This is a genomic window from Sodalis sp. RH15, assembly GCF_047324255.1.
GTDB lineage: Bacteria > Pseudomonadota > Gammaproteobacteria > Enterobacterales > Enterobacteriaceae > Acerihabitans > Acerihabitans ligni.
In genome coordinates, this window is the sequence record NZ_CP178738.1 from 3,974,484 (window position 1) to 4,000,261 (window position 25,778).

At 57.7% G+C, this 25,778-nt stretch carries 25 protein-coding genes; 9 read left to right on the forward strand and 16 right to left on the reverse strand.

Annotated elements, in window-relative coordinates:
* Positions 1-3: 3 nt before the first annotated feature.
* Both ACL2XO_RS18125 and ACL2XO_RS18130 read left to right on the forward strand, forming a co-directional pair.
* Positions 4-1,422 carry an MFS transporter gene (locus ACL2XO_RS18125; protein ID WP_413741211.1) on the forward strand — a complete coding sequence of 473 codons (1,419 nt, stop codon included), beginning with the start codon at positions 4-6 and terminating at the stop codon, positions 1,420-1,422.
* Positions 1,419-2,201 carry an N-acyl homoserine lactonase family protein gene (locus ACL2XO_RS18130; RefSeq protein WP_413741212.1) on the forward strand — a complete coding sequence of 261 codons (783 nt, stop codon included), beginning with the start codon at positions 1,419-1,421 and terminating at the stop codon, positions 2,199-2,201. The genes ACL2XO_RS18125 and ACL2XO_RS18130 overlap by 4 nt, the downstream gene beginning before the upstream one ends.
* A gap of 184 nt (positions 2,202-2,385) precedes the next feature.
* On the opposite strand, the gene ACL2XO_RS18135 is transcribed toward ACL2XO_RS18130, so the two are convergent.
* Entirely contained in the window at positions 2,386-2,532 is a 147-nt protein-coding gene (locus ACL2XO_RS18135) for a hypothetical protein (protein ID WP_413741213.1), read from the reverse strand.
* A gap of 310 nt (positions 2,533-2,842) precedes the next feature.
* Between ACL2XO_RS18135 and ACL2XO_RS18140 the strand changes: the two genes are divergently transcribed.
* A complete protein-coding gene (locus tag ACL2XO_RS18140; RefSeq protein WP_203523328.1) occupies positions 2,843-3,751 on the forward strand; it encodes a Kdo hydroxylase family protein in 909 nt (302 codons plus the stop codon).
* A gap of 82 nt (positions 3,752-3,833) precedes the next feature.
* Here ACL2XO_RS18140 and ACL2XO_RS18145 read toward each other — a convergent pair whose 3' ends face one another.
* The 4 genes from ACL2XO_RS18145 to ACL2XO_RS18160 all read right to left on the reverse strand — a co-directional run bounded on the left by ACL2XO_RS18145 (position 3,834) and on the right by ACL2XO_RS18160 (position 8,392).
* Positions 3,834-5,828 carry an FUSC family protein gene (locus tag ACL2XO_RS18145; protein ID WP_413741214.1) on the reverse strand — a complete coding sequence of 665 codons (1,995 nt, stop codon included), beginning with the start codon at positions 5,826-5,828 and terminating at the stop codon, positions 3,834-3,836.
* Positions 5,828-6,694 carry an efflux RND transporter periplasmic adaptor subunit gene (locus ACL2XO_RS18150; RefSeq protein WP_413741215.1) on the reverse strand — a complete coding sequence of 289 codons (867 nt, stop codon included), beginning with the start codon at positions 6,692-6,694 and terminating at the stop codon, positions 5,828-5,830. The genes ACL2XO_RS18145 and ACL2XO_RS18150 overlap by 1 nt, the downstream gene beginning before the upstream one ends.
* Positions 6,691-6,906 carry a DUF1656 domain-containing protein gene (locus ACL2XO_RS18155; protein ID WP_132927624.1) on the reverse strand — a complete coding sequence of 72 codons (216 nt, stop codon included), beginning with the start codon at positions 6,904-6,906 and terminating at the stop codon, positions 6,691-6,693. The genes ACL2XO_RS18150 and ACL2XO_RS18155 overlap by 4 nt, the downstream gene beginning before the upstream one ends.
* Positions 6,907-7,129: 223 nt before the next feature.
* Positions 7,130-8,392 carry a PucR family transcriptional regulator gene (locus ACL2XO_RS18160; RefSeq protein ID WP_413741216.1) on the reverse strand — a complete coding sequence of 421 codons (1,263 nt, stop codon included), beginning with the start codon at positions 8,390-8,392 and terminating at the stop codon, positions 7,130-7,132.
* Between the two features lie 265 nt (positions 8,393-8,657).
* Between ACL2XO_RS18160 and ACL2XO_RS18165 the strand changes: the two genes are divergently transcribed.
* Complete coding sequence (locus ACL2XO_RS18165) at positions 8,658-9,257, forward strand: ATP-dependent Clp protease proteolytic subunit (RefSeq protein ID WP_413724975.1); 600 nt, start codon at positions 8,658-8,660, stop codon at positions 9,255-9,257.
* A gap of 147 nt (positions 9,258-9,404) precedes the next feature.
* Here ACL2XO_RS18165 and ACL2XO_RS18170 read toward each other — a convergent pair whose 3' ends face one another.
* The 11 genes from ACL2XO_RS18170 to ACL2XO_RS18220 all read right to left on the reverse strand — a co-directional run bounded on the left by ACL2XO_RS18170 (position 9,405) and on the right by ACL2XO_RS18220 (position 19,617).
* A complete protein-coding gene (locus tag ACL2XO_RS18170) occupies positions 9,405-10,997 on the reverse strand; it encodes an ABC transporter substrate-binding protein (RefSeq protein WP_413743086.1) in 1,593 nt (530 codons plus the stop codon).
* 100 nt (positions 10,998-11,097) lie between these two features.
* Positions 11,098-11,769, reverse strand: coding sequence for a GntR family transcriptional regulator (locus tag ACL2XO_RS18175; protein ID WP_132927621.1), 672 nt, complete (start codon positions 11,767-11,769; stop codon positions 11,098-11,100).
* 84 nt (positions 11,770-11,853) lie between these two features.
* A complete protein-coding gene (locus tag ACL2XO_RS18180; protein WP_413741217.1) occupies positions 11,854-12,627 on the reverse strand; it encodes a carboxymuconolactone decarboxylase family protein in 774 nt (257 codons plus the stop codon).
* Positions 12,624-13,022 (reverse strand): cupin domain-containing protein, encoded by a 399-nt coding sequence (locus tag ACL2XO_RS18185; RefSeq protein ID WP_203523333.1) that lies wholly within the window; start codon positions 13,020-13,022, stop codon positions 12,624-12,626. The genes ACL2XO_RS18180 and ACL2XO_RS18185 overlap by 4 nt, the downstream gene beginning before the upstream one ends.
* Entirely contained in the window at positions 13,019-13,942 is a 924-nt protein-coding gene (locus ACL2XO_RS18190; protein WP_413741218.1) for an NAD(P)-dependent oxidoreductase, read from the reverse strand. The genes ACL2XO_RS18185 and ACL2XO_RS18190 overlap by 4 nt, the downstream gene beginning before the upstream one ends.
* An 80-nt stretch (positions 13,943-14,022) precedes the next feature.
* Entirely contained in the window at positions 14,023-15,369 is a 1,347-nt protein-coding gene (locus ACL2XO_RS18195) for an MFS transporter (RefSeq protein ID WP_132927618.1), read from the reverse strand.
* Between the two features lie 117 nt (positions 15,370-15,486).
* Complete coding sequence (locus ACL2XO_RS18200; RefSeq protein ID WP_132927617.1) at positions 15,487-15,882, reverse strand: carboxymuconolactone decarboxylase family protein; 396 nt, start codon at positions 15,880-15,882, stop codon at positions 15,487-15,489.
* Between the two features lie 84 nt (positions 15,883-15,966).
* Positions 15,967-17,397, reverse strand: coding sequence for an aldehyde dehydrogenase family protein (locus ACL2XO_RS18205; protein WP_413741219.1), 1,431 nt, complete (start codon positions 17,395-17,397; stop codon positions 15,967-15,969).
* Positions 17,394-18,281, reverse strand: a complete 888-nt coding sequence (locus ACL2XO_RS18210; protein ID WP_132927615.1) for an NAD(P)-dependent oxidoreductase — start codon at positions 18,279-18,281, stop codon at positions 17,394-17,396. The genes ACL2XO_RS18205 and ACL2XO_RS18210 overlap by 4 nt, the downstream gene beginning before the upstream one ends.
* Before the next feature lie 47 nt (positions 18,282-18,328).
* A complete protein-coding gene (locus ACL2XO_RS18215) occupies positions 18,329-18,655 on the reverse strand; it encodes an NIPSNAP family protein (protein WP_132927614.1) in 327 nt (108 codons plus the stop codon).
* A gap of 152 nt (positions 18,656-18,807) precedes the next feature.
* Complete coding sequence (locus ACL2XO_RS18220; protein ID WP_132927613.1) at positions 18,808-19,617, reverse strand: N-acyl homoserine lactonase family protein; 810 nt, start codon at positions 19,615-19,617, stop codon at positions 18,808-18,810.
* A 529-nt stretch (positions 19,618-20,146) separates the two neighbouring features.
* On the opposite strand from ACL2XO_RS18220, the gene pduA reads away from it, so the two are divergent.
* The 5 genes from pduA (at position 20,147) to ACL2XO_RS18245 (ending at position 25,734) form a co-directional block, all read left to right on the forward strand.
* Positions 20,147-20,431, forward strand: coding sequence for a propanediol utilization microcompartment protein PduA (gene pduA, locus ACL2XO_RS18225; RefSeq protein WP_132927612.1), 285 nt, complete (start codon positions 20,147-20,149; stop codon positions 20,429-20,431).
* Positions 20,428-21,243, forward strand: coding sequence for a propanediol utilization microcompartment protein PduB (gene pduB / locus ACL2XO_RS18230; RefSeq protein ID WP_132927611.1), 816 nt, complete (start codon positions 20,428-20,430; stop codon positions 21,241-21,243). The genes pduA and pduB overlap by 4 nt, the downstream gene beginning before the upstream one ends.
* A 30-nt stretch (positions 21,244-21,273) precedes the next feature.
* Positions 21,274-23,820: a glycyl radical protein gene (locus tag ACL2XO_RS18235; protein WP_413741220.1), complete on the forward strand. Its 2,547-nt coding sequence runs from the start codon at positions 21,274-21,276 to the stop codon at positions 23,818-23,820.
* 113 nt (positions 23,821-23,933) lie between these two features.
* Complete coding sequence (locus tag ACL2XO_RS18240) at positions 23,934-24,854, forward strand: glycyl-radical enzyme activating protein (RefSeq protein ID WP_413741221.1); 921 nt, start codon at positions 23,934-23,936, stop codon at positions 24,852-24,854.
* A 52-nt stretch (positions 24,855-24,906) separates the two neighbouring features.
* Entirely contained in the window at positions 24,907-25,734 is an 828-nt protein-coding gene (locus ACL2XO_RS18245) for an MIP/aquaporin family protein (RefSeq protein WP_132927608.1), read from the forward strand.
* Positions 25,735-25,778 lie beyond the last annotated feature (44 nt).

A 25,778-nucleotide genomic window follows, 5' to 3' on the forward strand; every position in this document is an offset into this window, starting at 1 on the left:
GCCATGTCAACACCCAACATTTCTTCCACCGCCCGGTCCGCGCCGCAGCCGGCCAAACGGGCCGGTTTCTTAGGCCGCATTGGCGGGCGCTATTCATGGACCGCCATGATCTATCTATGGCTGATATACGCCATGAACACCAACATGCGGCAATGGATCCAGATCGTACAGCCCTCGCTGGTGGAGGAATTCAAGCTGACGCCGTCGGCCATCGGCTTCTATTCAGGGTTACTCACCATCGCGCTGGGCATCTCCGGCATCATATTGTCCCCCTGGCTGGATCGGGGCGGTCACGGCTGGGCGCGTAAATACCGGCACTTGCCCATCGTATTGGTCTACACGTTTTTTTCCATTCTGACCGGTATCGGCCCCCTGACATCGGTGTTCATGGCCGTATTCATCTTTCAGGTGATAAAAAACCTTGCCAGCGGCGTGGGCGAAGCCGCCGAGGTGACAACCGTGGCGGAATGGTGGCCCCTGGAGCGCCGCGGTTTTGCCCAGGGTCTCCACCATACGGGGTTCCCTTGGGGGTCGCTACTCGGCGGCCTGGCGATTTCGGTCATCTTGGGAACCTTCGGCAGCGATCGGTGGCGTTATGTGTTTTTGCTGTTGCCCTGGATCGTGCTGGTCTTCACCTTTCTGTTCTGGCGCTTTTCCAACCGTGAGAACTACGCGGGTTTTGTCCGGGATACGCTGGATCGGGGCCTCACGCCGCCGTTGCGTGAAGATGCTGACGGCGCGGCCATCCACGCGGCCCCAGGCGCGTTTTGGCGGGCGCTGGCCAACCCGAATATCCTCGTGTCGTCCCTGGCGTCCGGCTTGGCCAACTTCAGCTTGATGGCTTTGTCATTCTGGCTGCCGCTTTATCTGGCCTTCATCTCCCATTTCAGCTTCGCCAATGTTGCCTGGCTGTCGGTGCTGTTTACCATCACCGGCGGCGTGGGACAGGTCATGTGGGGCGCCATTTCTGATTGGCTCGGCAGAAAGTACAGCCTGATCCTGATGTTCCTGTGGCTGACGATGGGTTATGCACTGTTTTACTTTGCCGGAGTAAGCATTCCGGTGCTGGTGGCGGTGCAGCTACTGGCGGGCATGGCCACGCACGGTATTTATCCCGTGCTGTACGCCATGGCGTCGGACTCCTGCGAAGAGGGCACCGTCGCCATAGCCAACGGGCTTAACCTCGGGGGCCTGATTATCGGCGGCCTTGGCCCCATTGCCGTCGGGGCGATTATCGAGGCGGGCGGCGGATATGCCAGCGCCACGGGTTTCGAATTAAGTCTGTACGTGATAGCCGGTCCCATGGCCCTGGCGGCAGTCATGATCGCGTTATTCACCAGAGAGACCAGCGGCCGATTTCGTCATCACGATCGCGCCCTGGTCAGCGCTAAATCCTGCTTTAAAGGGAGACTCGGCAAATGAGCACATCCAAGACCGCAAAAAAACTATGGGCCCTGAACGGACCGACCCTCACCCACGATCGCGGGCTGCTGGTGCCAGGCGAAACCGGCGATATCACCTTCCCGGTACCGGCATTCCTTATTGAGCATGAACGGGGAATGATACTGTTCGATACCGGACTGGTACCGGCGGCGGCGAAAGACCCGGCGGGAGTCTATGGCAAGATGGCCGGTGAAGTCGGACTGGATTTCCGCCCGGAACAGTCCGTGGACCGGCAAATCCAGGCGCTGGGTTTTGCCCTGGACGATATCACCCATGTGGTAATGTCACATGCCCATTGGGATCACACCGGCGGCATGTACCTCTTCCCCAAGGCCCGATTTTTTATCGGCGCGGGCGAACTACCGTATGCGTTCTGGCCGTTCCCGGCCGCGCCGCTGTTCAGGCGCGAGGATATTGAACCCACCCGGGGCTTTCAGTGGTATGAGGTCTCCGGTGATTACGATCTGTTCGGCGACGGCAGTATCGTGCGCCTGCATATGCCCGGCCACACCCCGGGTAACGGCAGCCTGCTGGTGAGACTGGCCAACCAGACGATTATTCTAGCGGCGGACACCACTCATCTGCGGTCGGGATATGCTCAAGATCTGCCCATGCCGTCGGATTACAGCACCCTGGATGCCGTTCACTCCATCCGGCGCCTGAAACAGCTGGAAGACAGTCTGGACGCCATGGTCTGGATTTCCCACGACCCGGATGATTGGGCACGATATCGCCATGCCCCGGAATATTATGATTAGATCCCGGGCCGCCTGTTAACCCAATGGACGTCAGCCCGGCACCGAACCTCCGGTAGAGGTCTTAGCGACGCGTAACGTCGGGATTGACGCGCGTTCTCCCCGCTTCGATAACCGTTGAAGCGGGATTTTTTTGTTCGATCGGGGCCTGGGACCGGAAAGTGCCGTGAGGGGGATTGCGAATTTTTCAGTGAAACAGGCGCAACCAGTAAACATTCGGATGCACGGCCGCCAGTAATTTTTCCCCGTCCGGCAAAGGAATAACCGCAATACCGGCGCGAGTGGGATATTCCGTCAGCAGGGAGGGCATTTCGCCATCATCAATCAGCGCCATTTAATGTGTGATTCAGGACACAGTTTCAACACAGCAAAAAATACCCTCTCCCGGCCGACGGATGGAAATACATCAATAAAACAGCTGATATATATTCTGGTGGATCCCCCCGCCGGTTCGATCTCAATTCGTTATGCCTATTATCCCGGGAGAAATACATTAACGTTCATGGATCATTACATTCTGGCGTTTGAAATATAGTTTTATTGTATTTAAGCTTCGTTTAATACTGATATTGTATTGCTCCAGAATATCGTGAGAGAGTTGATAACCAAGTATGACGGGTATATAGCAATAGCAAGGACATGATATGTCAGATAATAAAATTGTCTTTGAGCACGCCGTAACCACGTTTACCCATGAACGGTGGGACGCGGACGGACAAGATGCGCCTTTCGCCCTGGAAGCGCTGGAAGAGGGAAAAATACTTTTTTTCCCCCACCTCTCGTTTAGCCTGACCGCGGATGAAATCGCCCTCCTGGATCCGACGCTGGTGGATCCGAAACGGAAGAATATCAGCTTTCAGCCGCTGAAAAACCGGCTCACCGGGGTGGCGGCGACGGAACGAATCCCGGCGGTGCGGCATTTGCTTGAACGCTACTACCAGGACTGCTGCCGTCTGGCGGCGGCGATACTCCCCCTATACCGGCAGACCCTGCACAGCCCCGCCAATACCCTGCGGCTGCATCCGATTACCGCCTGGACAAACACCACCTCATGGCGCAAAGACGATAGCCGCCTGCATGTGGATGCCTTCCCTTCACGCCCTACCCACGGCCAGCGCATACTGCGCATCTTCACCAATATCAATCCCAACGGGGAAAACCGCTCCTGGCGGGTGGGCGAGCCTTTTCCGCAGCTGGCGCAGCGCTTCCTGCCGAATCTCGGCCGCTACTCCCCGCTGAACAGCTGGCTGCTGAACAAGATGGGCATCACCAAAACCCGCCGCAGCCACTATGATCATCTGATGCTGCAGCTGCACGACGCCATGAAGTCGGACCGGGATTACCAGCAGTACGGACCGCAGCTGGCGGTGGATTTCCCCCCCGGCAGCAGCTGGATCTGTTTTTCCGATCAGACGCCCCACGCGGCGATGAACGGGCAATTCATGCTGGAACAGACTTTTTTCTTGCCGCCGGAGGCCATGAAAAATCCTCGCCGCGCGCCGGTAAAGGTACTGGAGTCTCTGCTGCATAAGCCGCTGATTCAGCCTTTTTGACGCCGATCCCGTCCGGCGATGTCGGCGCTGCCCGGTTTATCCTGCGCGGCGCGTTCGGGCCAAAGCCCGGACAATCGCGCATTCAGCCGCCCCGCTCCCCGCCCGCGGCGTGCCCGTGCAAATTCCCATGCATATTCCCGTGTAAATTCCCGGATAAATTTCCGGATAACTTCCCGGATAAATAGCGCAGTACAGTGCCGGTTTCCCACCAATACCCCCAGTCGCTATCATCCCCCTTAGCCATGTTGGTCTCAGTCAATGCCAGGCAAAGGGCATAATTTCCCTGCATCAATGCGTCAATAAAGGCCGCCGGGAAAAACGGTTCCGCCGGGGAGCGCCGTCCCGCCCGTGACCTTATCCGGCTGATGGCGAGAATCACGCAGCAGAACCGGACAAAGCGCTGTTTCTCCGGAGAGCGCGGCATCACCCTGGTAAGAAAAAGCGCGCTGTAGACATAGTCTTCAAACGGCCCGTGCCGGGCTTCCCGTGCCATATCGCCGGTAAAACGATCGGAAATGGCGCGGGTCATCCTTACCAGTTTGACCCGGTCGGCGCTTTGGGGAATGAAATAAAAGACCACGGCGACGATAAGCACGCTAAAGACCGCCGCCACCGCCATATTGGCAAAGCGGGAAAAATCATAGTCCATGGGGTTGGCAAAATTAATCAGAAAAATAACCCCCAGCATAAACACATGAAAAAATATGAATGCAACGGGGGAAAGGGATTTCCCCGCGCCGGCGAGCAACAGCACCGGGGTCATGGCCAGCATGGCGGGCAACAGGTCGGCGGTAGAGATAAACGCGTAGAACAACAGCACATAAGCCACCGGCACCGCCAGGACGACGGCGGCCAAAACCACCAGCACCAATTTGCTCACCGCGGGATAATGCGCGCCCAAGGCGCAGGAAATACCGATGAGTACGGTAAGGATATAGCCCATATCCCAGTTGTTCCCCAACCAGAAAAATACGCCCGCCAGGACGCTGCAAAAGGTCCGGATGGCATTCAGCAGCATTTCATGGCTATCGCGAAACACCCGGGCCCCGGCAAATACTTGCCCCGTCCGGCTTTCCGCCGGTCCGGCGGCCTGTGCCCCCGCGTCATCCAGACAGGAACGCAGGGTTAAACAGAAGTGTTGACCGGCGCGGTGGGCCATCAAACCGTCCGGCGGCCAAGGGGGCGCGGTATCGGGCGGAAAAGGACGCGGGCCCAGCCATTTTTCCACTTCATTGAGATAGTCCCCCGCATCCGCGCCGCTGTCATGCAGCAGCAGCGCGGACATGGAGTGCAGGGATAACAGGCCGCTCGCCGAGCTCAGCTGCCGGCGGGTAAGACGGGACCGCCGCCGGCGCAGGGTATTATCAGTGGCCGCAGACAGGGAGTCGTTCGCCGCCAGCAGTTCGGCATTCATCAAACCGGTCACCAGTTCATACCATCGCTGGAACAGCGCCCGTTCCGGCACATACCTGTGCAAGCAGGATTGGAACAGGTCCCGCATCCTGTGGCTATTACCCTGCGCCGCCTGCAAAAACAATCGATTATCCAGCCGGGACGGCAGCGCAAAGGTCACCAGCAGCGCGGCGGCCAGACCCAACGCGATTTCCGACAGCCGGGCCTGGCTGATGAAAAACAGCGTATAGGGCGTAGGCGACACCGAGATGCCGAAACCCACAATGGCCGACGTATAGCCGCACAGGGCGCAGCCATAGGTCACCATCCCGCTATAGCGGCCGGCAATATAAGTGCAAAGGGAGAGCCATAGCGCCAGATAGAGCGACATCAGCCAGGGCGCGTTCAGGCTGATGCCGGCAAGCCAGGTCACCATCAGGATACCCACCACGGTGCCCGCCAGCCGGGCGATAAACTTGGCGATGAGCATCCCCTGGCTGGGGTAACTTACCACCGCCACCGTCATAATGGCCCAATAGGGTTTATCCAGCTGCAGAGAAAAAGCGGCCGCCCAGGCCAACAGCGTCGCCAGCCAAAAACGCAGGGCGAAAAAGTAATCCGGACGCTGGAAAAACCGGCCGATCTTCGCCATCGGTTCGGCGATGCTTTGCGCCGCCACCCCCACTAGCGGTCCCTTATTTTTACGGTGCAGGTGGTACCCGCGATCAGCGGCGGATAAGCCGCCCCGCCGTCCCGGCGGTCAATGGCAATCCGTACCGGAATCCGCTGCGCCAGACGAACCCAGGGATAATCGGGCTCAACGTTTTGTAATAGCTGCTCTCCGGTCGACGCGCTTTGATCGACGATTGCCCGTCCGATGCCGGTAATATGTCCGTACAGGGGTTGCCCGCCGTCATAAGGGTCGATTTCCACCGGTTTGCCGGCGGCAATATAGCGCAATTTTGTTTCTTCAAAATAGGCCATGACATAAAAGGAATTCGCATCCACCAGCGCCAGCAGGGATTGCCCGGCGCTGATGTAATTTCCTTCCCGTAATGCCAGATTGGTGACGTAACCGTCGGCGGGGGCATATATTTTGGTGCGGCTCAAGTCCAGACGGGCTTTTTTGATGGCAATCGTTGCCTGATCAATTTGATTATTCAATGAGGACAACGCTGTTTTGGCCGTTTCAAGATCTTCTTGGGAAATAACCTGATTGGTCAACCGCGCGCGCCGGGCGTATTGATGCAGCGCTTGGTCCCGCTGGATAATCAGCTGTGCCGATTTGGCCAGCGCGTTATCGAGGTTGATTTGATAATCGCTGGGATCGATGGCCAACAGCAGGTCGCCCCGGCTGACTTTCTGATCGTCGGTGATGGGCAGGTGGATCAGTTTGCCCGGCACCTCCGCCGCGATTTGTATGACTTCCCCCCGGATTTTGGCATCCCGGGTCCAGGGGCCGAGGGTGTAAAAATTCCACAGTCGATAGCTTACAACCACAATCATAAATAGCATGATCACACTGAGAATATATTTCCCAATCGCTTTCATAATAAGATTTCCAGCGAGATAATCACTTTATGGCTTAAATAAATACACAAAAACAAGACACCAAGATCAATAAGATTTGGATGCCAGAAATAACCGTTAAAAATGATATCCCGATAGGCTACACGCACCAGCAGCCAGATAAAAAAACCGAGTAAAATAACCCATATCAGTGCCGGGAAAAATATAATCGCTCCCAGCGTGAGATCTTTCATAAGGTCTCAACCATTATCAAAATCCCGGCATACCGGCGGTAAGCTGCGAAGGCCATATACCGGTTAATCGTGGGTGGAATAATGTTAAAGTATATATGAACCACATTCCTGTCAATGGATGTTTTCGCGAAAATAATAATCCCCGGATAAATTGTATAGAGTCACAATGAATAGCGATTTTTTTCCAAATAAGGCGCATTCATTAGGGTTATTTCCACCGGCGCTATGCGTCCGGGTTTAGGGCAATTCGGGGACCGGCGCGACGGAGCTTGAGCGCCACATAGAGTTTTGTCGTCCATCCTACGTCATCCAGCCGCGCCCCCAGCAGTTTTTCAATACGCTCGAGCCGATAGTTCAGCGTATTGGGATGAATACCCAGTACGCTTGCCGCCGCCTTCCGGCGCTGGCATTGCTCAAAGTAGGTTTCCAGGGTCAACAGCAGATCCGGATCGCCGGATAATTGTTCAATCAGCGAGACCAGATAACGTAACGTCGTATCGGTGCCGCGCACGCTCTCTTCCATAACGATATCGGAATAAAAATACACCCGGCGGCCATCGTCGCAGCGCATGCCGAAATCGAGGGCTCTGATAGCCTCATCCGCCGTGGAAGCCCATCCTCTTACGCCCTGGCCCATCAGCCCCACTCCCATCATGGCCGATGCGGGCAAGGCTTCTCTCAGCTCGGCCACGCGACCCGCCATCATGCGATCGTTGGCATTCATGGCATTGCCCGGCACCGCCGGCACCCAGATAACCAGCCGCCCGTGGTGCCAGACGCGCAACAGAAAATCCTCGGCTACGGTAAGCCGGCGCGCAATTCCTGACACCACGCTATCGAGTTCCTGGGCAAACTGCGGGGAATTGCTATCCGCCTCCGGGAGCTCCACGGCGAAAGCAATGCGGGGGGCAGACGGATCCAGCCCCAGCGCCGCCGCGGTTTTGTGGAATTCCCCGGTTTCTTCGGGAAAAGTGAAAATAATACCGTACAATTGGTGTTGTAAAGATTCCCGCCAGCGTGCCTGACGGAACTGTTCCTTGAGGTATGCCTGGGAAATCAGCTGCGCCATTTCATCAAAATACTCCAGCAAATAAGGCGAGATGTTAAACAGCAGCTCCCCGCGCAGGCTTTCGTTTCGTTCCGCGATAAGGATATACCCGCGCCATAATTCCAAGGACCCCAGTCTGAACGCCCGCAGCAGCGCCGGCAGCGGCATGCCCTGATGCACCCGCCGTTTGCCGAACTCCTGGAATACCAGCAAATCCTCCTGCGAGGGCGGCGTTCCGTTCAAAATGGACCGGAACCAGAGACGGGCGGAAAAGGTGATGGATTCATTGACATCCAGCCTCACCACCGGCGTCAAATCGGCATATTCTTTCATTTTGAGCAACGATGAGAACACCCCGTCCGTCATAACCGTCAGATTGTCCGCCAAGGATAAGGTGTTTTCCCGCAGGGAGGGGGAAAGCGTCGGCACGTTCAGCATAGCATTGTCTCCGGCCCTGCCGGCGGCAGGGAAATGATCATAACGGCCCCCGTCCCGAAAATCGGGCCCGATAACCCGGCACAGCCGTCCGGCGACCGTCGGGGAACAAAACGCAGCGTGCCGGCAAAACGTGCCGGCCGGCGATAAGTATAAATTTTTCGCGACCGTGGTGGATAGACCCGCCGCAAAGGTATGCTCCGTCCCGTCATTGGGGTAAGCTTAGGTAGCGCCAGAAAACTCACCTTATTCACAAGAGAGGAATGCTATGTGGTCTCAAGCAAAAGAGAACGATGAAGACAAAGAGAAAGATCAACCGGCGATTTCTTCCTTTGCCCTGAACAAATTACTGGATGCCCGTTCCCTGATCATTTCCGGCGAGATCAATCAGGCGTTGACCGAAAAGGTGGTGTCCCAGCTGTTGATTTTACAGGAAGTGAATGATAAGCCGATAAAAATCTTTCTCAACAGCCAGGGCGGGCATGTGGAAGCGGCCGATACCATCCATGACATCATCAAATTCATCAAGCCGGAAGTGCAGATAATCGGCACCGGCTGGGTGGCCAGCGCCGGCATTACCATTTTCCTGGCGGCGGAGAAAAAGAACCGCTTTGCCCTGCCCAATACCCGCTTTATGATCCATCAACCCCTCGGCGGCGTACAGGGACAGGCGACGGATATCGAAATCGAAGCCAAAGAGATCCTGCGCATGCTGGACCGGGTCAACAAGATGATAAGCGACGCCACCGGCCAGTCGCTGGAAAAAGTTCAGAAAGACACCGACCGCAACTTCTGGCTCACCGCGCCGGAAGCGTTGGATTACGGGATTGTGGGACAGATCATCTCCTCCCAAAAGGATCTTTCCTGACATTCTCCCCGCCGATAAAGCGCTGAGAACGCCGTTTGTATCGGCGTTCTCAGTACATCCACCGGCCAAAGCTGCTTTGCCAATAGCGTTTAGGTTCTGTGGGTTTTAACACCCCGTTGCTGGCCGCCGGCCTGGACCACCTCCCGGTCAATGTTTGACCACGTAAAGATCCTTGGTGTAATACACCCCCAGCGGGCTCGGGCTGAAGCCGCCGATATAGGGTTTCACCAGCTGTACCGACACATAATGGTAGACCGGAATCGCCGGCACATCCCGGGCCAGGATATCTTCCGCCTGCTGGTAGTACCGGCCTCTTTGCGCCGCCGTGACCGACCGGGCGGCAAGGGCAAGGGTCCGGTCATAGTCCGGATTGGCATATAACGAGGTGTTTTCACTGTCGCCGGTGCGAAAGTTGTTCAGAAAGGTGGAAGCATCATCATAGTCGGCCACCCAGGCATAACGCACCAGATCAAAGCCACCGCCGTGCATGGTGTCGAGCATGGTTTTCCATTCCTGGTTATGCAGCTTCACCTCGACGCCGAGATTTTTTCGCCACATCGAGCTGGCGGCAATGGCGATGCGCTGGTGCGATTCGGACGTGTTGTACAGCAGATCCAGCGTCAGCGGATGCCCGGCGGTAAATCCGGCCTGGGCCAATAATTTTTTCGCTTCGGTAATCCTTTTTTCCCGCGGCCATCCGGCATAGTCCGGTTTTTGCAGCGTCACGCCGCCGATTTTTTCCTGGCTTATCAGCCAGGCGGGAATTTGCCCCTGTCCCAGCACCTTACCGGCGATGATATCCTTATCCAGGCCCAGGTTAAGCGCTTGGCGCACGCGGCTGTCATTAAACGGCGCCTTGCGGGTATTGAACTCATAATAATAGGTGGCCAGTTTCGGCGAAATATGGACCTGGTTGCCCAATTCTTGTTGCAGCGATGGGAATAACGTCTGCGGCACGGTATAGGTAATGTCGATTTCACCGGCCTTATAGCGGTTAACGTCGGCGGTTTCCGAACCGATGGGCAAATAGGTCACTTTGTTGATTTGGGTATGCCCGTCATCCCAGTACCGTTTATTACGCACGCCCGTCAGGCGCTCGTTCACCACCCATTCCGACAGGGTAAAGGGGCCGTTGCTGACGAAATGGCCCGGCTGGGTCCATTTATCCGCAAACTGAGCCACCGCCTTTTGCGGAACGGGCACCAGGGAGGGATGGGCCAGCATCGCGAGAAAATAGGCCGTCGGCTGCTCAAGGGTGATGGTCAGCGTCACGTCGTCCACCGCCTGGATACCCAGCGTCTCGGTTCCTTTTTTACCTTCGATAATCTGCCGCGCGTTCAGCAGGTGCATATTGGCAAGATAGCTTTCATATGGCGAGGCGGTCTTGGGATCCACCAGGCGACGCCAGCTGTAGACCACATCACCGGCGGTGAGGGGAGAGCCGTTCGACCATGTCAGTCCCGGACGCAGATGGAAGGTCCACACGCGGTTGTCTTTGTTTTCCCAGCGGGCGGCCAGGCGGGGCCGGACATGGCCGTCATTGTCAATGCTCACCAGTCCTTCAAAAAAGTCGCTGATGATATTGAATTCCACATCGCTCTCCACTTTATGCGGATCGAGGGAAGCCGGTTCGCTGCCGTTATTGCGCACGATTTCCTGTTTGGCCGCCAGTTCGACGCCGGGCGGCACGGTGGCGGCGCCGGCGGGCAACGCCGCCCAAAAGCTCAGGCAGCTTAACATTAACAATGCCGCCCTGGCCGCCCTGGCGAAAGGGAACATTTTTCCTGGTTTTCCCGACATCTATGCTCTCCATCACGTCACGACACAATCCGATTGCGGATTAATGCTGCAAGCCGGCCAGCAGGCGCAGGGCCATTTTTTCGGCGTTGGCCACATGCAGCTGCGCCGCCGCCTGGGCGGCATCCGCATCCCGCTGCTGTATCGCGCGATACAGATTATCGATTTCGTTCAGGCTGGCGGGCAGGCGTTGCAGATGCATCAGCGACGTGGCGCGCAGCAGATTTACCCGCGAATGCAGGCTGCCGAGGATCTCTTTCACCAGTGAATTGCCGCAGTTGCTGAGCAAAACATCATACAAAGCGTTTTTTGCGTCCAAGACCCGGCCCTGATCCTGCGCCGCGCCGGCGGCGTGCAGCTGCTGCACCGCGGCGCCGAAGCGGGCGATGTCCTCTTCACTGGCCCGTACGGCGAACTCACGGGCGGCAAAGCCTTCCAGCAGCCCGCGCAGCGCGTACAGCTCCGCGGCTTCCTGCGGCGAGATAATGGCCACAATCGGTCCTTTATTCGGCACGATATGCACCAGTTTTTCCGCTTCCAGCTTACGCAACGCCTCTCGCACCGAGGTACGGCTGACCCCCAGCGTTTCACAGAGCTCCCGCTCGATAAGCCGCTCACCGGGGGCATAACGCCCGGTCATGATTGCCTGCCGCAGGACATTTTCGACCTGGTGACGCAATGATTCGGGCCGTATCATTTCCAGTTCTGCTGACATTATTGTATTCCTGTCCGACAAAATATGGCTTCTTTGTACCACATTCTCCCTGCCGGTCACAAGAGCGCGGGCGCCGCGCCCGTCCTACCCCCGCCGGCCAGGGGATGGCCGCTCCGCCAGCGCCTGCTCCAGCAAGGGCGCGGCGGCGGCGGCGCCATGCATGCCGATGGCGCTGACAATCTCCAGCACTTCGAGGATCTCCTGCGCGCCGGCGCCGTAGCCGATGGCATTGCGCATATGCAGCTTTAATCCCTGGACATACAGGTGGGTAGCGGAAGCGTCAAAGGCGCAGTAAATCAGCTCTTTCACCTTGGGACTCAGCACGCCGCTACGCCAGGGGACCGAGGAAAATTCCACGTAGGCATCAAACAATTCCGGATCCAGCTCCAGCATGCCGTCCCAAAAGGCGTGCCAGTAGCCGCGGTTTTCAATAAAACGCTGCTTCAGGGTTTCCTGGCGGGCATCAAGGGGGGATGAACCGCTGCGCAGCCCCTCCTCCTCCAGCACTTCCATCAGCAGCGGGACGCCAATATTGGCGGCGTGGATGCCCAGTGTGGCGGTGAGCTCCAGCACTTCCATCAGCTCCTCGCGGGTGGCGCCATAGCTCAATGCCAGGCGCAGGTAGCGCCCCACCCCCGGCAGATAAAGATGGGTGGCCGCCGCGCTGGCGCTGAGGGCGATAAATGCCTTGGTCTTGTTATCCAGATGATTTTTTTGCCAGGGCACCACGGCCAATTGCCGGCAGGCGTCATAAAAACCCGCATCCAGGCGGCGGATGCTTTCCCATTGCGCCCCCCACTCCCCCTGCGAGGAAACACCGGTTTCATCGATGGGTAAAAAAGTTTCATTTAAGCTCATGATTTACGCTCCGTGCGATCCAGATAGTCTTGCTGCGCCACTTCCTCTTGCCACCGGGTCTTGCCGAGGGAGATGGCGGTATGCGCCAGGTAGCTGTCGCGGGCGGCGCCGTGCCAGTGGCGTTCATCGGCGGGAATCCATACCACATCGCCCTGGCGGATTTTTTGCGCGTCCCGGCCGTCGACGCAAATCCAGCCGCAGCCCGACGTGACCTGCAATATCTGGCCCTGCTCATGGGTATGCCAGTAGGTGCGCGCCCCCGGCGAGAAAAACACGTTGGCGATGGTGATATTGTCCGTGGCGGGCATCACCGGATCCGCCCACACCACGCCGCTGAAGCTGGCGGTGCGTTGTTCCGACGCCGCGTCCGCCGCCCTGCCGTAAAAAATCTTCATTTCTGTCCTCCCTCAGGTGTTGAACCGGCATCATAAAGCCTGACGCCGCCGGAAATATCGCCGATGGCGTCCACCACGCGATTGCTGATCTTATCGCCGTAGCCCAGGGCGCCGGCCAATCCGAAGCTGGCCAGCGGACCCGCCGCGTTCAGCGACGCCACCCCCAGTTCATGGGTCAGGTCGGTGTAAAGCACCACATCTTTGATCATCAGCCGGGACGTAAGGCCGCCTTCCAGATAATCGCCGTCGACAATTTTCGGAAAGCGGTTCAGGGTGGCGAAATTAACGCCGCTGCTGCTGTTAAGCACCTCCAGCAGCGAATGCAAATCCAGACCGGCCTTTTTCGCCGCCACCATCACCTCCGCGGTGGCGGCGAGACTGACGGCGTTAAGGAAATTATTCAGCAGCTTGGCGGTATGCCCCGCGCCGCTGCCCCCCATGTTGACCACCTTGGCGGCGAAGGGACGGAACACCCATTGCACCGCCTCGATGGCGGCGGCGTCGCCTCCCACCATCAGCGTCAGCGCGCCTTTTTCCGCCGCCGCCGCGCCGCCGGAAATACCGGCGTCGATATAGGCCACGCCACGGGCCTTGAACAGGCCATGCAGCCGGCGGGTGGACGTGACGGCGCTGGTGCTCAGATCAATCACCGTTTGCCCGGCGCGGCAGTGGCCCAGCAGTCCATCCCGCCCTTCAGCCACCGCCTCCACCACCCGGCTGTCGGGCAATGACAGCAGCACCACGTCGCCATACTCCGCCACCTCGCGCAGCGATGCGGCGGCCTGGGCGCCCGCGGCGGCGGCCCGCTCCCGTTCGGTGTCATAGCCCCGCACCGCGATGCCGGCCTCCACCAGACGCCGGGTCATGCGCCCGCCCATATTGCCTAAACCGATAAATCCCGCCCGATCGATATTCATCATGTCACCCTCTTTATAGGCATCCGATAGTGCCGGTCCCCGCCGGCGGAGAAAGTCTCCCCCTTGCGCCGGGCCGATCCCCCTCAGGAAAAGTCCACGTCTTTGGTTTCCGGACCCATGGCGGCGCCGACGGTGCCGATAATTCCCCCCAGGGCCAGCAGAGCCACCGCGGTAAGGGCCAACGGCATCACCGCGCTGAGCCAATCCATATAGAAGGCGTAGAACGAGGGAATAATCACCGACAGGCTGAAGCCCACGCCGAAGCCGGTGGCGCGCACATCGGTGACGAAGCGTTCATTGATGTAGGTGACGATCACGCCCCAGGGAGAGGTTACCAATACCGCCAGCAGGCATACCAAGGCGACGATGACCGGCACCGGCATGCCCTGCCGGGTGCTCAGGATATACAGCAGCGCCGAGCCCACTACCGCTATCAGTGGACCGACAATCAAAAAAAACAGCCGGCGGCCGATTTTTTGCCCCAGCATGCCGGAACCGATGTAGGTGAAGAACAACACGAAATAGGTCAGCATCAGGGTAGCGGTCATTTCTATGCCATTGAAATGCAGTGTTTTCACCAAGAGGCCGGTGGGCAGGAAAATCGTGATGATATTCTGGGTCAGCCAGAAGCCGGTCATCATTAACAACACCTGCAGCAGATTGCGCCCGCTTTTGCCGTGCAGCAGATCGGTCAGGGCCAGTTTCTCCTTTTTCTCGCCGCTTTCGCTTTGCCAGATTTCCGATTCGGACACTTTATAGGTGTAATAAAGCACCAGCACCCCCGCCAGCAGCGCGCCTATCACGAACGGTATGCGCCAGCCCCACTGCGCGAAGGGCGAGTGCAGACCGTGCAGGGGAGAGAACATCAACACCAGCCAGGTGATGAGATTGATGCTGACATAGGCGGCGGGGAAGCCGCTGATAATCAGGCCGCCGACAAATCCGCGCTGGGATTTCTTTGAATACTCGATGGCCAGCGGCATGGCGCCGGTATAGCCGCCGCCGAGGAATATTCCGTCCACAAACCGCAAAATCACCAGCAGCACATAAGAGGTCACTCCCAGGCTTTCATAGCCGGGCAATAACGCAATCAGCAAGGTCACCACGCCGAAACCCGACACCGAATAGATGGAGGCTTTGCGGCGGCCGATGCGATCGGCCACGATGCCGAACAGCAGCGCGCCGATGGGTCGGCCCAGCAGTGTGGTAATAAAGACCAGCGATGCCAGGATGGTTTCCAGGCCGGGCGACAGCTGCGGCGGCTGGAAGTAGAACAGCACCGGCGACAGCGCCACCACCGGCAGGTAGATATCAAACATATCGATGTATTCGGAAAAGAAGGCGCCTTTGATGGCGTTCTTCCTTTTTACTTCTATGGATTGGTCGCTTTCTTTCGCCGAGGCGATGTTATAGTCGCTTAACGTTTCCATGTCCGTCTCCCGTTATTCAAGCGCACCTCTTACGGATGCGTGGGGTTGCGATCCGCCGTACATCATCCGCGGCGGGCAGGTAGGGAATACAGGGTCTACCGTGGAGCAGGCGCGCCGTCAGGCGCCGCCGGTTTCATCCTCGTAGGCTTTGATGGCCGCGCTGGCCACCCGGAACGCGGCCAGCGCCAGCGGCGCGCCGCAGTACACCGCGGTCTGGATCAGCACCGCGCGGATCTCCTCGCGGGTCACGCCGTTTTTCAAGGCGCCTTTGATATGCACCGACAATTCGTGATGCTGGCTCATGGCGGTCAGGATGCCGATATTCAGCATGCTGCGGGTTTTGAAGGTCAGCGTCGGATCGCCCCAGACTTCGCCCCAGCAATACTCCGTCACCAGCTTTTGTATCGGGCGATTGAAATCATCGGCGGCGGCCCAGGATTTTTCCACATGGGCGGCGCCCAGCACTTCCTTACGATTTGCGAAACCACGCTCAAAACGCTCTTCGAATTCCATGGTGACTCCTCAGGCTATGGCAGCGAACAGAAATCGTATGATTGTATGACAGCAGTTTCAGGCAAAAAAAAATATGCCTGCCCGTTAATCCTCACCGTAACCGACGAGGGATTTTATCTCCAAATACTCCCGCAGGCCGGCTTCGCCCCATTCACGGCCGTTGCCCGAGCGCTTGTAGCCGCCGAACGGCGCCAGGAAGTCCGCCGGCGGATAATTGATATGGACGCCGCCGGCCTTAAGCTTACGGGCCACCCGCCGCGCCCGCTGCCTGTCGCCGGACTGGACATAGGCCGCCAGGCCGTAATCGGTGCCGTTGGCGATGTCGATGGCCTGTGCCTCCGATTCATATCCCATGATGGACAGCACCGGGCCGAAGATCTCTTCGCGGGCAATGGTCATCTGCGGCGTCACATGGCTGAACACCGTCGGTTTGACATAATAACCCCGCTCGAAACCCTCGGGCCGTCCGGTACCGCCGGTCACCAGGCGGGCGCCCTCACCGATGCCGGCTTGAATCAAGGCCTGCACCCGATTGAACTGATTGCGGTTCACCAGCGGTCCGAGCTGGGTGGCGGGAGAATCCGTCGGTCCCAGGCGAAAAGCCTGCGCCGCGGCCTTGGCGATGTCCGCTGCCTCCTCCATCATGGCATGCGGCACCAGCATGCGGGTGGGAATGGAGCAGGATTGACCGGAATTGGTAAAACAGGCGGCCACGCCGCGGCTGACCGCTTCCGGCAGATTAACGTCGTCCAGCAGGATATTGGCCGATTTGCCTCCCAACTCCTGCGCGACCCGTTTAACGGTGTCGGCGGCCATCTTCGCCACCTCGATCCCCGCACGGGTGGAGCCGGTGAACGACACCATATCGACGCCGGGATGGCGGGCCAGGGCCGCGCCGACGGTGGGGCCGTCGCCATTGACCAGATTAAACACCCCGGCCGGAACCCCCGCTTCATCCAGCACCTCGGCGAACAGCAGCGCGCTGAGGGGGGAATATTCGCTGGGCTTGATGACCATGGCGCAGCCGGCGGCCAGGGCCGGGGCGATTTTCACCACAATCTGATTGATAGGCCAGTTCCAGGGGGTGATAAGGGCGCAGACCCCCACCGGTTCCAGCCGCAGCCGGGTCGTCCCCCGCTGCTCCTCAAAGGCGAAACCGTCCAGCACCTTGAGTATCGCCTCCAGATGCGCCACCCCTCGCACCGCCTGGCCGTCGCGGGCAAAGGTAATGGGGGAACCCATTTCCCGGCGCATCGTCTCGGCAAATTCGTCGTAACGGCGTCGGTAGATTTGCAAAATTCTCCGCAACAGGGCGACACGCTCCGATACCGGGCTGTCGGCATAGGCGGGCAGCGCCTCTCGCGCCGCCGCCACCGCGCGATCCACATCGGCGCCGTTGCCCATGGCCAGCCGGGCAAACGTCCGTTCGGTGGCCGGATCGATCAAATCGAGTCCGGCGGCGGACAGGGGCGTTACCCACTGTCCGCCGATATAAAACTGAGCGGCACGAGTCATGGCATACTCCTGTTAATCAGCCGGTACATTTCGGTGTGATCGGCGCCGGGGGCGGCGCGCCGGGCCGCTTCGTCCCACAGCTGCGCGCAAACGGCGCCGAACCGCATGGGATAACCCAGGTCCCGCGCCAGCGCCCGGCCGATACGCAAATCCTTGTTCATAAGCTGCAAGGCGAAACCGGAGTTGAAGGCGCCGCTTAACATATACTGCTTAACCTTGTTTTCCGAGGTGTTGCTTCGGCCGGTAGACGCATTAAGCACATCGGTCATCACGCCGGGATCGATGCCGAAACCTTCGGCGATGTGCAAGGCCTCTACCGTCGCCAGCAGCCCGGCGGCGGACACATAGTTATTGAGCGCCTTGGCGGCATGGCCGCTGCCCGCCGCGCCGATATGCAGCACGCTTTTACCCATTGCCTCCAGCAGCGGCCGGCAGCGGTTAAGCACCGCCTCCTCGCCGCCCGCCAGAATCGCCAGTTCACCCGCCACGGCTTTCTTCACGCCGCCGGAAACCGGCGCATCCAGATAATCCAGGCCCATTTCTTTTAGTTGGGCGCCGAGCCGGCGCGATCGCGCCGGTTCAGAAGAACTCATATCGATGACCACCGCCCCTTTGGGCAGCATCGATGCCAAGCCGGGGGATTTATCCCCCAGCAGAACGTTTTCCACGATGTCCGAATTGGGCAGCATGGTAATCAGCGCATCCAGACCCGCCGCGCGGGCGGCATCCAGCGGACCGGCGCCCAGCCGGTCCATTAACGTCTCCTGGCGCCGGCGGTCGGCGTCGCCAAGACAGAGTGCGAAGCCGGCGTCGGCCAGACACTGCGTCATGGGGGTTCCCATCATACCCAGCCCGCAAAAACCGATGTTATGCAAATCACTCATCTGCAGTTATCCTTTTGAAGTCAGGGTTGCCGACCGCCCGCCCGCATTCAGCTGCGGGGGGAGAAATCCGTCGGCGTTAAAAAGCTGTTTTCAATACGGGCCACAATCGGCGTTTGTGCTTCGCTGGCGGCCCGCTTGGCCTGCCAATCCGCATCCGCCTGGAAAGCGGCCCAGCGCGTTTCCCGATCCGCCAGGCTTGCCCATTTCAGCATGTAGGTCAGCGACTGGTTGCTCTCGCCTACCAGGGTTGTCCAAAAACCGACGGGCTCAATGCCGTATTTTTCAAAAAAAGCCAGGGTGGTATCTCTGAAGCGGTCCTGCAGGGCCGGTAAACGTCCCGGTAAACAGTGATAGACCCGCAATTCAACAATCATGATTTCTCTCCGCTAGAATGTGTTGCCTTGTCCCCGAGGCCATCACGGGGACGACGATGGTTCAGCCGGGGTCATACCCCGGATGCACTTTCGACCCCATTATGGCGCAATCATGACCCGGTCCGGCAGCTTTATCAGGCTTTCGCCCGCCGTTATTCAACTTCCAGGGGAGAGAGATCCACCCGGACAATCCATCCCGCCGTATCCCCGTCCATCGCCGGGTAGCGTTCCAATACCAGCGGATCGTGACCCGGTATCACATGTTCCGCCGATGCCGCCAATCGGTTTACCGTGGCATACCCTTCCAGCATATCGCCAATGTGATACACCACCGGATAGGGACGCTGCTGTTCGATATTGGCGAAAAAATGCGCCGCGTCCGACGCCAGCACCACCCAGCCGCGTTCCGTATGCACCCGTACGATTTGCAATCCGTCCGAGTGGCCGCCGACCCGGTGCAGGGTCAGACCCGGCGCCAATTCGGCGTCGCCGTGATGAAACCGCACCCGTCCGGCGAAAAGCTTGTCCACCATGGCCTTCACATCCTCCACCGCGAAGGGATGGCGCAGTTCGCCGTGGCACATGCAGCGGCCGGTGCAAAAGGCCATTTCCCGCTCCTGTACATGGAACAAGGCGCCGGGAAACAGCAGATGATTGCCCGCGTGGTCATAATGCATATGGGTAATGATGACATCGGTTACCGTTTCGGTGTCTATCCCTACCCGGCGAACCCCTTCCCCCACCGGGTGGGTAATGGTGCGCCCCCGCCGATCGGCCATGGCGCCGTCAAAACCGGTATCAACGATATAGGTGTGGTCGCCGCCGATAATGGCCCAGACAAAATAGTCGATGGGCATCGGCCCGTCGTGCAGATCGCCGCCGATGAAATTTTCCCGGGCCAGACGATGGTGATGAGCATATTTAATAGCAAAAATACGGTAATTCTCAAGGGGCAAAGACATGGGCCATCTCCACTTTACTTATTGAATTCTCGTGATAAATACGTTCATTCACCGTTGCCGGCGTACCGGATCCATTCGCCAACGCGGTTGCGAACCGGCGATGGGTAAACGTTATTGTCAGGTTAAAACTGGGTTACCAAAACGTTTTACATGAGATAAAACTATATTATCGTCATACAATCAGTCAAGAAGACAATGAGTGATGCAGTTCACAGATAATACAATCGGAAAAAATGGCGAGGCGGCAAAACCATTATTAAAAAATCGGTCCAGCTATCATAAAAAAACAAACGAAACAAGAGTCATGATGTAAAAACAAATACCCGCTTCGCAATTTTTCAACAGCGCAATAAATAAAAAAATCGATTTAACTCAAACACCTACTTTATTTCCATAGCAATAAAACACCGTTAATCGCAAGGCCGTATTTGCCAGAAAATTTAACAGGGCAATTATTTTATTTTTTTCTCCCTTACCCTACCCCAGTGAAATTAATCCCCTACCCATGATTTGCGCCAAGGAGAACAACATGCAACAAGAAGCGTTAGGTATGGTAGAGACCAAAGGGTTGACCGCGGCCATTGAAGCGGCGGATGCCATGGTCAAATCTGCCAACGTGGTACTGATTGGCTACGAGAAAATCGGCTCCGGCCTGGTGACGGTATTCGTGCGCGGCGATGTGGGTGCGGTAAAGGCAGCCACTGATGCCGGCTGCGCCTCGGCCCGCCAGATTGGCGATGTCATCGCCACCCATGTCATTCCGCGTCCGCACTCCGACGTTGAAAATCTGCTGCCGAAAGGCCTTAAAGCATGAACACCGACAACTTGGTGGAAAACATCATCGCCGAGGTACTCGGAAAAGTGGGTGAATTAAAAACCCCCGCCACGGCATCTCTGGAAAACAGCCCTCAAGCGGACCCTATCATGTCAGAAAAAATATGTACGTTAACGGAATTTGTCGGCACCGCCATTGGCGATTCCATCGGTCTGGTTATCGCCAACGTCGATAGCGCACTGCTGGAAGCGATGCATCTGGAAAAAAAATACCGCTCCATCGGCATCCTTGGCGCCCGTACCGGCGCCGGCCCGCAGATTATGGCGGCGGATGAAGCGGTAAAAGCCACCAATACCGAAGTGGTGGCCATTGAACTCGCCCGCGATACCAAAGGCGGCGCCGGTCACGGCTCATTGGTGCTGTTCGGCGGCCAGGATGTATCGGACGTTAAACGGGCGGTGGAAGTGGCCCTTAACGAACTGGATCGCACCTTCGGCGATATTTATGCCAACGATGCCGGACATGTGGAACTGCAATATACCGCCCGCGCCAGCTATGCGTTGGAAAAAGCCTTCGGCGCACCGTTGGGCAGAGCCTGCGGCGTCATCGTCGGCGCCCCCGCCGCCATCGGGGTCCTGATGGCGGATACCGCTATCAAGGCGGCCAATGTCGATGTGGTGGCCTACAGCTCGCCGGCCAAGGGCACCAGTTTCACCAACGAAGTCATTCTGATCGTGTCCGGCGATTCCGGTGCGGTTCGCCAGGCTGTGCGCTCGGCACGGGAAGTCGGCCTGGTCTTGTTGGAAACCATGGGCGGCAAAGCGCCTTCAGCCACGACACCTTACATCTAACCTGCGTTGCTTGATGCGGAGAAAAACATAATGAGTCTTATATCACAGGGTTTTGGCGAACCGACCGCTAGAGTCAACGCGTTGCGGGAACAAATTCTTGACAGCACGCCCTGCATTGAAACCGATCGCGCCCGGCTCGTCACGGCGTCCTATCAAGAAACGGAAGCATTGCCTACCGTGATCCGCCGCGCCAAGGCGCTGGAAAAAATCCTGGCGGAGCTGCCGGTCACCATCCGCGACGGCGAGCTTATCGTCGGCAGCCTGACGGTGACGCCGCATTCCGCGCAGATTTATCCGGAATTTTCCAATATCTGGATCAAAGATGAATTTGAACGCCTGAATTTACGCAAAGGCGACCGGTTCACCATTTCCGAGCAGGCCAAGCAGGAATTAAACGAGGTTTTCCCTTACTGGCAGGGCAAAACCACCAACGAACTGGCCACTTCCTACATGCTGCCGGACACCCGTGAATGCATAGCGGAAAACGTTTTTACCGTCGGCAACTACTATTTCAACGGCGTCGGCCATGTTGCGGTTGATTACGCCAAGGTCCTGAACAAGGGCTATAAAGGCATTATCCAGGACGTGCTGGCCGCCATGGCCGCCGCGGATAAAACCTCCCCCGATTATCTTAAACAAGAGTCGTTTTACAAAGCGGTGATCATCTCCTGTAACGCCGCGGTGAATTTTGCGCACCGTTACGCGGCTAAAGCCCGCGCCCTGGCAAACAGCGCCACGCCGGAACGGAAACAGGAATTGCTGAAGATCGCCCAGGTTTGCGAAACCGTGCCGGAAAACGGCGCCGGCAATTTTTATGAAGCCTGCCAGTCATTCTGGTTCGCCCATGCCATCATCCAGCTTGAATCCAACGGCCATTCCATTTCGCCGGCCCGTTTTGATCAGTATATGTTCCCGTTCCTGGAAAAGGATAAGACCCTGAGCGATGAACAGGCGCAGGAACTGCTGGATTGCCTGTGGGTGAAATTCAACGACGTCAATAAGGTGCGTGACGAGGGGTCCACCAAGGGTTTCGGCGGCTATCCGATGTTCCAGAACCTGATTGTCGGCGGCCAGACCCGCGGCGGGCAGGATGCCACCAACCGTTTATCGTTTATGGCCATGGCGGCCACCGCCCACGTGCGGCTGCATGAACCCTCGCTGTCGGTGCGCATGTGGTCGAAAACCCCTGATGATTTATTACTTAAATCCTGTGAAATCAGCCGCATGGGCATGGGTATCCCGGCCTATTACAACGACGAAGTCATTATCGCTTCTTTGATCAATCGCGGCCTGACCCTGGAAGATGCGCGGGAATACGGCATCATCGGCTGCGTGGAACCGCAAAAGCCGGGCAAAACCGAAGGCTGGCACGATGCCGCGTTTTACAATATGAGCAAGGTATTGGAAATCGCCCTCAATAACGGCCGCAGCGGCAACAAACAGCTCGGACCAAAAACCGGTGAACTGGATTCGTTCCACAGCATCGACGATATCATCGAGGCTTACCGCAAGCAGAACGAATTTTTTGTCTACCATCTGGCGATGGCGGACAACAGTGTGGATCTGGCCCACGCCGAACGCGCGCCGCTGCCGTTTCTTTCCAGCATGGTGGATGATTGCATCAGCCGGGGTAAAACCGTGCAGGAAGGCGGAGCGCACTATAACTTCACCGGTCCGCAAGGAGTGGGCGTCGCCAACGTCGGCGATTCGCTGATGGCCATCAAACGCCTGGTGTTCGACGAAGGCAAACTCTCCCTGGCCCATTTGAAAGAAGCGCTGGATGCCAATTTCGGCGTTCCGGCGGGATCGGTGGATGCGGCGCCGGCGGCCGCAGGGGGCGTGAAAAAAGACGCCGCCTACGATCTGGTGCTGGAAGCGGTGAAAAAAGTCCTGGGTGAAAACGGCGCGCTGGCCCTGTCGTCCCTTAACATCACTCCCCGTGAATCGGCCGCTGCCTCGAACGGCAACGGCGGCCTGACCGCGGTACGCCAGATGCTCATCAACAACGCGCCCAAATTCGGTAACGATATTGATGAAGTGGATATGCTGGCGCGCGTCGGCGCTGAAATTTATTGCCGCGAGGTTGAAAAATACACCAACCCCCGCGGCGGTATCTTCCATGCCGGGCTCTATCCGGTATCGGCCAACGTGGCGCTAGGGGAAACCGTCGGTGCGACGGCGGACGGACGCCTGGCCGGCCAACCGCTGCCGGACGGGGTCTCCCCCAGCCGCGGCATGGACACCAAGGGCCCCACCGCGGCGGCCAACTCGGTGGCGAAACTGGATCATTTCCTGGCTTCCAACGGCACGCTGTTCAATCAGAAATTCCATCCGGCGGCGCTGAAGGGCGATGAGGGTCTGCATCACCTGGCGGCGCTACTGCGCGGCTATTTCGATCAAAAAGGCATGCACGTCCAGTTCAACGTGGTTGACCGCGCCACGCTATTGGCCGCGCAGCAGGAGCCGGAAAAATACCGCGATCTGGTGGTGCGGGTCGCCGGCTACAGCGCGCAGTTCGTGTCGCTGGATAAAGGCGTTCAGGATGACATTATCCTGCGTACCGAACACGTCTTTTAATAGGGACCTTTTTAGCCGCGACGGAAATACGCCGCGGCCAAAAAAATCACCCGGCCCCAGCCCGGAAAATAGATGTCGAAGGACAGATGGCGGAATTAATTAAAGGTGATGACATGGCGGCAATTGATTCTGAACAAACTGGCACCGTGTTTAATATTCAGAAGTTCTCTTTACATGACGGACCGGGCATTCGGACCATCGTTTTTTTAAAAGGATGTTATCTGGCATGTAAATGGTGCAGTAATCCTGAATCGCAAAAAACCGAGCCGGAGATGTTCTATCATGAACGCAACTGTATTCATTGCGGGCGCTGTGTGGCCGCATGCCCTATCGGGGCGATAGATCCCAAACGTCCGGGCCTTATCGATCGCGAGGCATGCACCCATTGCGGCGCCTGCGCGCAAGCGTGTCCGGCGGGCGCTATGGTGCAGTCAGGTACAAAGATGACGGTGGCGCAAGTCATGGACGAACTGCGCAAGGACGAGACGCATTACCGCCGTTCCGGCGGCGGCATTACCCTGTCCGGCGGCGAAGCGCTGGCGCAGCCGGACTTTACCGAAGCGTTGCTGAAGGCGTGCAAGGCCAGGGGCTGGCACACGGCGATGGAATCCACCGGCATCGCCTCCCTGAAGGTGCTGGAACGGGTTATCCCCCTGCTGGATTTGCTGCTGCTGGATATCAAGACCTTTTACAGCGCCAGGCATGAAGAATTTACCGGCCATCCGAATGAAGTGATTTTACGCAACGCCCTGGCGATTTCCGAGCTGGCGAAAAATATTGCCGTCCGGGTACCGGTAATTCCGACATTTAATGATGACGAAAAGAGTATCAGAGCCATTGCCACATTCGTCACGCATATGAAAAATGTCTCGCGATTGCATTTATTGCCTTATCACAATTACGGACAGAACAAATATTCCCTGCTCGGCAGGCAATACGGCTTGATTGGTATAAAGCCGCCTGAAGACAGCCGTCTTCAGAAATACAAAACTATTGTTGAATCATTGGGAATAGCCTGTGTTATCGGCGGTTAGCAATAAAAATAACGATGGACATTATTTCGAACAACTTATTTAGGATCCTACTATGAACGTATCCTTACCCTCATTAAAGCAACAATGTCTTGCCGAGTTTTTCGGAACCGGATTATTTTTGTTCATCGGTATCAGCTGCCTGGCGGCCATCCGGTTGGCCGGGGCCAGTTTCGGCCTGTGGGAAATCTGTATCGTATGGGGCCTGGGGGTCTCGCTGGGTGTTTATCTTACCGCCGGGATTTCCGGCGGCCATATCAACCCGGCGGTCACCATCGCCCTGTGGCTGTTCGGCAACTTTGAAGGCAAAAAGGTCCTGCCTTATATCCTGTCGCAAACCGCGGGCGCGTTTGGCGGCGCCCTGGTTGTCTATCTGCTGTATTACAATTTGTTCATTGACTTCGAAACCCTTCACCACATCCAGCGCGGCAGCATGGAGAGCCTGGCCCAGGCCGGTATTTTCAGCACCTATCCTCATCCGGCCATCAATATGGTACAGGCGTTCGCCAGCGAAATGATCGGCACATTGACGCTGATGTGTCTGATTATGGCGTTGACCGACGACGGTAACGGCGTGCCGCGCGGCCCGCTGGCGCCGTTGCTGATTGGCATAACGGTTGCCCTGGTTGGGGTCGCCCAAGGTATGTTGACCGGTTTCGCCCTGAATCCGGCGCGGGATTTCGGCCCCAGGCTGTTTAGCATTCTGGCGGGCTGGGGCGTCAACGCGCTGACCGGCGGTCGCGAGGTCCCCTATTTTATTATTCCCATTGTCGCCCCGATTGTCGGCGCCTGTCTGGGCGCGGTGCTGTATCGCAGCCTGGTCAATAAGCCGCTGCCCGGCAAAACAAAAGATAAGAAAAATCTCCCTGAACGCGCGTCATAACCGCGATGCCGCGGACGGGGAATGGATACTTAATCAAAAGCAAA